Origin of the sequence: Luedemannella helvata (genome assembly GCF_039528415.1) — a bacterium.
GTDB classification, from domain to species: domain Bacteria; phylum Actinomycetota; class Actinomycetes; order Mycobacteriales; family Micromonosporaceae; genus Luedemannella; species Luedemannella helvata.
The window spans coordinates 1-7,249 of record NZ_BAAALS010000061.1 but is presented as its reverse complement, the minus strand read 5'-3'; the positions used below and the strand labels follow the sequence as shown (position 1 = coordinate 7,249).

Below are 7,249 nucleotides of genomic sequence, written 5' to 3'. Positions count from 1 at the left end.
TTGTGGCGGGTGAAGGGTTCGAACCTTCGTAGCTTTCGCGACGGATTTACAGTCCAGCCGACGGACGGCCGCTGACCTGCCCGTACCAGGTCAATTCGACGGCCGTTGCCACACGGTTGCCATAAGACCTGCTGAAACACTCTGGGCGGGGATGCCGGGTCCGCCGCAGAGCCGGTGACGCAACCCCGCCGGCGTGACGGATGCGCCCTGGACTGCGGTGACAATTGCCCGGAGCTCGTCCGCGGCTGTTGCGTCACGTCCCGGGCGCAACGTCACTGAGCAGCGCGGGCTGTGACGGATGCTCCGCAGGCCGCTGCCAGCAAGTGTTTCAGCCATCGGCCATCGACCCTGCGACCAGCGGTCTGCGATGTTCCGTCCCGAAGTCCCGGCGCGTCCGGCGGTGCGAGTCCGCATCGCCGCGTCGAGCCCGTGAGGCCGTTGTGCGCTATGCGCACAATGAGGCGGTGCGCGCATCCGTGACGAAGTTGGCAGTGCTCGTTCTCGCGACAATCGCAACACTGATCTACGCCCAACCCGCGTGGGGTGTCCTGCGCTCAACGGCGTCAAGCGACCGCATTTAGATACAAATACTATGTGGCTGGACCGGACATAGACTCGGCGCAGGGCTCCCTGGGAGGACTCAATGAGCGAACGTTCAACTGATCAAGAAGGGGGCTCAATGGGAGCCGCTCGTGACGATGTCCAGCCACCTGCAGGCGATGCTCAGGACGAAAGTGATGTGCTTCGCAAGAGGAGAGAAATTAGAGAGCACGTATACGAATTGGTTCCGTCGATCGGAACTCGGTGGCGCTGGTACGACATCCCCTATCGGTTTTCGCGCTGGTGCCACAGCTCTAAGCGACAAAGGTTCGTGCCGTGGCCCGTTCGCAGATATTTAGAAAGGTTGGTCAACTTCGTCATACCGTTCCACGAGTACGCCCGCGCAAAAGCCACACCTCTCGACGACCCCTGGGACAATTTGCACGTCCCCGGCGAGGAACAGATAAGGCAAGGCGGAATCTGGGTCGCCGAATTCTTTCCCCCCAGCCAGTATTCGGCGCTAGAACGTGCACTCCGAGCAAACGGGTGGGATCGCGACCGTTTGTTCCTACGCGAGAACCTGTCCAATGCCGACCATGTTAGCCTAGCTAGACGTAGAGGGCAGTTCTCCTGGATTCAGCTTGGATCAGTGGTGAGCCCAAATTCTGGGCTTCTTGTGCCGGACGGATGGCGAGAAAGTTTGCCAGTCGAGTTCTCTCTAGTAGAAATCACGGCTCTTCAAGTCGGCCCAAGCCTAACCGTTGTCGTAGCCTTTTTTAGACTCACCGATACTGGCCAGAACAGTTTGAATTCAGTATGGCACGCGCAGCATGAGCCGACCTTCACGTGGCGCGGTGCACGGCGACCTAGCGTTGAGAATAGGAGCTTCGCAGCGCTACGAGCAACCCAAAACGAGCGTAAGCGACTTCATGATCTCGGTAGGAAATGGCTGTCGGAACGTTGCGCGGGATTCTTCGCAACCACGACCGATGGACAACCCGTCGTCGACTTCACGTTGTTTGAGACCTTCGACCCGGAGCTACAGGAAGCCCCGCATTCGCTCCGCGCACCGCTTCGCGCACTCGGCATGGAAGGCGACCCTTTCCGCATATTCCTATCACCCGCTATCCCCGGATGCGTCTTTGCTCCCGTGCAAGAAATCCGCGACTCCGAAGTGCTGCGTAATTGCTGGGGTGTGGTCGGAAAATATGAACGGGTAGATCAACTTAACGATCAGCCAGGATACGGACCAAGACCAAGAAGTGCATCGACGTTCGCGGCAATGTTCGACGACGCAATCCGATCATTTATCCTATACACGGCAGGCGCTCGGTACTTGCGTGAACTACGCGCTTCATATACCAACGCCCAAGACTCGGCACGCGAGCTGCATGCAAGCTATCGCATTTCCAGCCTAAAAAAGCTCAGACGAGAATTGCTATCACCCGGACTGGACCTCGCCCCAGTCGCACGCGACCTATGCGCCGTTTGGGACAAACGATGGCAGCAATTTATAGGAATCGAGGTTGTAGGTCAAGCTGGTCCAGCTTATAAGGGGTCTGCCGGGATCGGGAAGTTCAGTCTTATCGACAATCTTGGCGAGAACGTGCGTAGCGGATTCGAAGAACTGGTCGCTGACGACGCGGCCTACAGAGACGTTCTTCTGACGGTTGCCACACTTGGGTCAAGCGCAGAGTCGAGCCGCGTTGGAAAGATTGCGCTCTGGGTGGCGCTCGTGTCATTGGCGGTCGCAGCTATCACCTTTCTGTTTGCCGACATGGGCGACAACACTATTTGGACGAACTTTGTGAAGTGGATTCGATAGCAGCGGTCGGCATAGCGCCGGCAGTTGTCATGCAACGTGCGCTGAAACACGCCTCGCCAAAGATGCTGGGCACCGCCCAGTTCTACGGCATGAGCTCCATCGCCATGGGGTCAGCAGCGGTGCATCGGTTGCTGCAGCGGCACGTGACGCAGCCCCGCTGGCGGTGACATTTGCGCCCGGGTCGTGCGGTGACGCATCCCCCTCAACGAGCGCGAGCGATGACGTTTGCCAGGCGCTCGTCCGCGGCTGTTGCGTCACGCTCAGGTCGCAAACGTCAACTTTGAGCGGGCCGGTGGTGACGTATCCCCGCGGACCGGTAGCCCCCAGCGTTTCAGCCATGGACTTACCGGCCGTGCGACTGGCGGTCCGTGCTGCTGCGGTCAGCGTCCAGCATGTCTCGCCACTCGCCTGGGCACGCATCCATAAGCCGGGCCACGAACGTGCGGGCATCCGCCTCGGTCGCGAAGTCGCTGCGGCTGGTGCGGTGCGAGTCGGCGTCGCCCCGTCGGGCGTCGACACGCCATATGGTGATCTTCCGTAGCGAGATGTCGGCTCGCGCAATCCGGCCCCAAGACCCGTTCCACCAGCGCCCGACCTTCTCGATCATGGCCTGAGTCTAGGCGAACGCTTGTTCTAACGGCAGCCTTGTTTGGTGATCTAGGGGGACACCTTTAGCCCAGTGTCCCCCTAGATCAAAATAGAATGTGCAGGTCAGACAACATTCGGGGACACCGGGGACACCGGGGACACGTGCCTAGGGAGTCACGAGTAGTCGGCCGGCTGAACTCGGATGACGACGCCGCATGGCTCCTCGCCGCCCTGAGGCAGATCACAATGGCTCAGCACGTAGACCACGGCCGGGTCGAGGCCGATCGACTCGTTCACGACTGCGCCGTTGTGCTCCCATCGAGCGCCGCCCTGATCGCCTTCCAGGATCCAGGCGGTCCCGTCATGACGTAGGCGGTACCTCGCATCGGCCAACAGCAAAGCCGTGAAGCGACCAGCACCCGGGTAGTCGACCACGATGCCCGGCGCGCGGTGATGGTGACGCGGCTGGTGATTGGTGGCCGGGTCAAAGTCGATCGAGATGTAACTCGTGGGCAGGACTGTCGCGTGGGGCATCTCGTGCAGTCGCCTCCGTGGTTCGGGACCGAGCGGTTGGGCAGGAAGTTGGAACAGCGTCCCCGATCGTCGTCTCGGATTGTCGCAGGTCCGGACGTACTTCCACCCCCGGTCGAGGTAGTAGCGGTGCAGGCGAGGGTTGGACTTCCATGCGTCCAGTCGCACCCACGTGGAGCCGAGCGCGTGGGCGTGCGCTCGGCTCCACTCAAGGAGCAGCCCGCCCAGCTCGTGGCCCGCGCGATCGCGGCTCACGGCGAGCTTGGAGACGTAGAGCGCCGGCTCGCTGCGCTCTGCGGCGGTCCAGAAGTCCGGATCACCGCTCGTCTCGACGGTGATGGTGCCGATCGGCCTGTCGTCGTTCAGTAGCCACACGTCGCCGCAGTCGAGCGAGCGCCGTATCTTCGCCGGCCACGCGTCGGCCGTTGACCACTGGTCCAGACCCTGCCCGCGTAGCCACGCGATGCTGTCTGCAAGCAGGGCCATTACCGTGTCGAAGTCCTCGGCGTCGGCCCGCCGCAGCGTGAGTCTCATTCCCACTTCCGCTCATAGACGATCATGTGGCGGTCACCCGGAAGGACGTTGCGGGTACAGCGAACCGGGCGCCCGTCGACCGTGTACCCCGTGACGATGTGCATCACGACCGGCGTGCCTGCGCCGAGACTCAATCGGTGGGACTCCTCGGGTGTGGGCATGCGCCAGTAGTACTCGTCGATGGCCCTGTCTTGCGCGTAGCCCAGGTCGGCGAGTGCCTGGTTAGTGCCTCGCGGGATGTCTGCCGGGGACATGATCTCGGAGTCTTTAACGATCTCCAGCGGAAAGTGTGAGTCGTTGATGTTGACCGGTTCGCCGTTGATCGAACGGACGCGCCGCCGGGCAACGATCAGCGTTCCTTCGTCCAGCTCAAGGCGCTGGGCAATGTCTGCTGGCGCAGCGATAAGAGACACGTCGATCGTCTGCGTCGGCGTCCGGCCTTCTTCCGTGATCTGTTGGCAGAACCGGTCCATCTCCGGTGAAGCGGGCTGCGGCCTGGACTCGGCCTGTGGCCGGTAGATCATGTGCTCACGTCGCCTGACGAAGTGACCACGGGGTCGCTGGGAAACGATCAGACCTTCGCTGACGAGCAGCGCAAGTCCGTTGCGCACGGTCTGACGTGCTACGCCGTACTGTTCCGCGATCTCGTGCTCGGTGGGGAGTTGCTCGCCTGGAGCCAGTTCGCCGGATGTGATCTTGGTGCGGATGGCGCTCGCGATGCGCTGATAAGCGGGCAGCGTCGACCCTCGCATGGTGTCCACACCACTTTTTACCTCGGTCGACACGCCAATGTCTTTAGTCAATGTGGCCAAAGGGCTTGACACCAGACCGGACACCAAGGCAGCATCATCTCAGTACCGATTATCTAGTCAATATGTAACACCTAGGCATTGGTGCGGACGCGACAAGCGATTTACGCAGACGGGCAACCGACTCGACCTCGGTCGATGGCGCACGCCCAAGTCCAGTCCGATTCGCCCGTTACGGGCGGATCGTCAGGCAGCAAGGACGGGAACGGCGGCACAGGTTGCCGCACGCCATGACACCGCTGAGTCCGCTTGGACATTGATAACTCCATCAGGGCCGCGCCTCCCTCCGAATCTGGCGCCGCGCACGGCGTAGCGTCCGTGCGCCATTCGTAGGCCCTACTCGTAGGGGCCGTGCGCGGCCGGGCACCGCATCGTGCCCGGCCGCCCGTCAAGAGCGCGCACACCTCACGAGGTCTGCCGCTGTGCAAGATCCCAGACCGCCCGACGCCGGTCGGCGTGCGGTCTCCCTGTGTTCGCCGGTCCGGCGGCGCTGCCCTGATGGCCGCCGCCGGACCGGACGCCAATTCCCGTTGTGTCCCGACCCGGAGGAGGGCCGATCCCGTGTCTTCGAACCTCGCCGCCGTTGTGCGGATCACGACCAAGCGCCGCCACGTCTGGCGCCACTGCGACGGCTGCGGCGACCTCGCCGCGCTGGCCCCCGACCAGACGCACTGCCAGACCTGCACGACTCCCACGGCCAAGCCGCGCCGCCGCGCCGCCTGACCGCATCCCGGAAGGACACCACACACCAATGATCATCAACCTGATGTCGGACGACGACGGTCCGACACCCGCCGACCTCGCCGCCATCGAGCACGAGTGGCCGCTGATCGCCGCTGAGATGGACCTGGCCGCCGCTGAGATCGCCGTCCTGTGCGCCGACCGGCCGCTCACCGAGCTGGACTGGCGCCGGCTGCGCCGCGCGGAGCAGCGCGTCAGCCGCGAGGCCGCCGCGTTCTACAGCGCCGCCGCCGACGTTGAGCGGCGGGCCGCCTGATGGGCAGCCAGTTCCCGATGCCGGCCACGGACACCGATGACCGGTTCACCTACGGCCTGGTCCTCGACGTCGCTCACGTGCTCGCGTTGCACGGCTACCCCGATGCCGCCGAGTACTACGACGGCCACGGCGCGGACCTGGTCGCCATTCACCTGGCCCTGTTCCGCCTGCTCTACGCCCCGTCCCCCGCGCGGCCCGCCACCCCGGCTCGCCGCACCGCACCGCACCCCGTGGAGGTGACGCTGTGAAGCTCAACAGCACGCGACTTGCCCGCAACCTGGCCGCCGCTGCCGTGGCCGGTATCGCGGCCTGGTCGTCCTACTGGCACATGGTCGGCGTCGCGCTCAAGGTCGGCGAGAACGCCGACGTCGCGTACGTGCTGCCGCTGTCGGTGGACGGCATGTTGGTCGTCGCGTCGGTCGCCATGGCCGACGACAAGGCCGCCGGCCGCAAGGTGCGATGGTCGGCGCGGATCGCGTTCCTGGCCGGTGTGCTCGCGTCGGTCGGCGCGAACGTCGCCCACGCCCACGACACGATCGGCGCCCGCATCGTCGCCGCGTGGCCCGCCGTCGCGCTGCTGCTGGTCGTCGAGATCCTGTCCCGCGCCGGCAAGCGCATCACCACTACCGCCCAGATGGCCAGTGACGTTAGCCCGTCGACGGCGGGTGACGTTACGCCCGCGGTCGTCGTCCCTGGTGGTGACGTTAGCGCCCCGGGTTCATCCGTCACGCCGCAGGTCAAGGCGCCGACGCGGCGGCGCACGACGCCGAAGCGTCAGCCCTCGGCCGCCGACAAGGTGGCCGCCGCCGTGGCGCGCAGCCCGCGCGCGAGCGACGCGGCGATCGCCTCGAAGCTCGGCCTGTCGGAGGCGACGGTCAAGCGGCACCGTCGACAGGCTGTCGACAGCGTGTCGACGCCCGAACCCGCCCCGGCGCCGGTCCTTGAGCCGGTCGCCGCGTGAACACCGCCGCCGAACTCGCCGCGCTCCGCGCCGCGCTGGGCGACCTCGCGGCATGGGCGTACGTAGCCCTCGACCGCGAGGACACCGACCGGCAGTACGTCGCCGAGCACCTGCGCGACGCGATCGAAGCGCTCGCCAACGGCGACGAGATCCCGACGGCGCCGTTCTGAGTCCCCCGCTCATCTGACGGAAGGAACCCCTGATGAGGAAGCTCGCCGGTTTGGCGCTGCTCGCGCTGCTCGCGTTCTACGTCGTGTCCGACCCGCACGGGGCCGCGACGACCGCCCGGACCGTGTTCAGCGGGTTGAAGACCCTCGCGAGCAGCCTGACCACGTTCATGGGCGCACTGTCCGACTGACCTCGCCCGGCGCGCGGCCCGATGGCCTGGAAACCGATGGCCGCGCGCCGGCCCTCTCCGCATGGAGGTACCCCCGAGTGTCCAACAACGAGTGCGGGCAGTGCCC

10 protein-coding genes and 1 tRNA gene are annotated in these 7,249 nt (G+C 64.8%); 7 read left to right on the top strand and 4 right to left on the bottom strand.

Features of this window, described 5'->3' with window-relative positions:
- Nucleotides 1-3: 3 nt before the first annotated feature.
- Nucleotides 4-81: transfer RNA gene (locus ABD191_RS28300), tRNA-Tyr, on the bottom strand.
- A gap of 562 nt (nt 82-643) precedes the next feature.
- Between ABD191_RS28300 and ABD191_RS28295 the strand changes: the two genes are divergently transcribed.
- Entirely contained in the window at nt 644-2,365 is a 1,722-nt protein-coding gene (locus ABD191_RS28295) for a hypothetical protein (RefSeq protein ID WP_344088826.1), read from the top strand.
- A gap of 343 nt (nt 2,366-2,708) precedes the next feature.
- On the opposite strand, the gene ABD191_RS28290 is transcribed toward ABD191_RS28295, so the two are convergent.
- The 3 genes from ABD191_RS28290 to ABD191_RS28280 all read right to left on the bottom strand — a co-directional run bounded on the left by ABD191_RS28290 (nt 2,709) and on the right by ABD191_RS28280 (nt 4,854).
- Nucleotides 2,709-2,972, bottom strand: a complete 264-nt coding sequence (locus ABD191_RS28290) for a hypothetical protein (RefSeq protein ID WP_344088823.1) — start codon at nt 2,970-2,972, stop codon at nt 2,709-2,711.
- 155 nt (nt 2,973-3,127) lie between these two features.
- Nucleotides 3,128-4,018 (bottom strand): GNAT family N-acetyltransferase, encoded by an 891-nt coding sequence (locus ABD191_RS28285; RefSeq protein WP_344088820.1) that lies wholly within the window; start codon nt 4,016-4,018, stop codon nt 3,128-3,130.
- Nucleotides 4,015-4,854 (bottom strand): GntR family transcriptional regulator, encoded by an 840-nt coding sequence (locus ABD191_RS28280; protein ID WP_344088817.1) that lies wholly within the window; start codon nt 4,852-4,854, stop codon nt 4,015-4,017. Before ABD191_RS28280 ends, ABD191_RS28285 begins: the two co-directional genes overlap by 4 nt.
- A gap of 534 nt (nt 4,855-5,388) precedes the next feature.
- Here ABD191_RS28280 and ABD191_RS28275 point away from each other — a divergent pair.
- The 6 genes from ABD191_RS28275 to ABD191_RS28250 are packed head-to-tail and all read left to right on the top strand — an operon-like array spanning nt 5,389 to nt 7,143.
- Nucleotides 5,389-5,550 (top strand): hypothetical protein, encoded by a 162-nt coding sequence (locus ABD191_RS28275; protein WP_344088814.1) that lies wholly within the window; start codon nt 5,389-5,391, stop codon nt 5,548-5,550.
- Between the two features lie 28 nt (nt 5,551-5,578).
- Nucleotides 5,579-5,824: a DUF6284 family protein gene (locus ABD191_RS28270; RefSeq protein ID WP_344088811.1), complete on the top strand. Its 246-nt coding sequence runs from the start codon at nt 5,579-5,581 to the stop codon at nt 5,822-5,824.
- Nucleotides 5,824-6,072 carry a hypothetical protein gene (locus tag ABD191_RS28265; protein ID WP_344088808.1) on the top strand — a complete coding sequence of 83 codons (249 nt, stop codon included), beginning with the start codon at nt 5,824-5,826 and terminating at the stop codon, nt 6,070-6,072. Before ABD191_RS28270 ends, ABD191_RS28265 begins: the two co-directional genes overlap by 1 nt.
- On the top strand, nt 6,069-6,785 hold the full coding sequence (locus ABD191_RS28260; protein WP_344088805.1) for a DUF2637 domain-containing protein: 717 nt from the start codon (nt 6,069-6,071) through the stop codon (nt 6,783-6,785). Before ABD191_RS28265 ends, ABD191_RS28260 begins: the two co-directional genes overlap by 4 nt.
- On the top strand, nt 6,782-6,955 hold the full coding sequence (locus ABD191_RS28255; protein ID WP_344088802.1) for a hypothetical protein: 174 nt from the start codon (nt 6,782-6,784) through the stop codon (nt 6,953-6,955). The genes ABD191_RS28260 and ABD191_RS28255 overlap by 4 nt, the downstream gene beginning before the upstream one ends.
- 32 nt (nt 6,956-6,987) lie before the next feature.
- Nucleotides 6,988-7,143 (top strand): hypothetical protein, encoded by a 156-nt coding sequence (locus ABD191_RS28250; RefSeq protein ID WP_344088799.1) that lies wholly within the window; start codon nt 6,988-6,990, stop codon nt 7,141-7,143.
- The last annotated feature ends 106 nt before the right edge of the window (nt 7,144-7,249 follow it).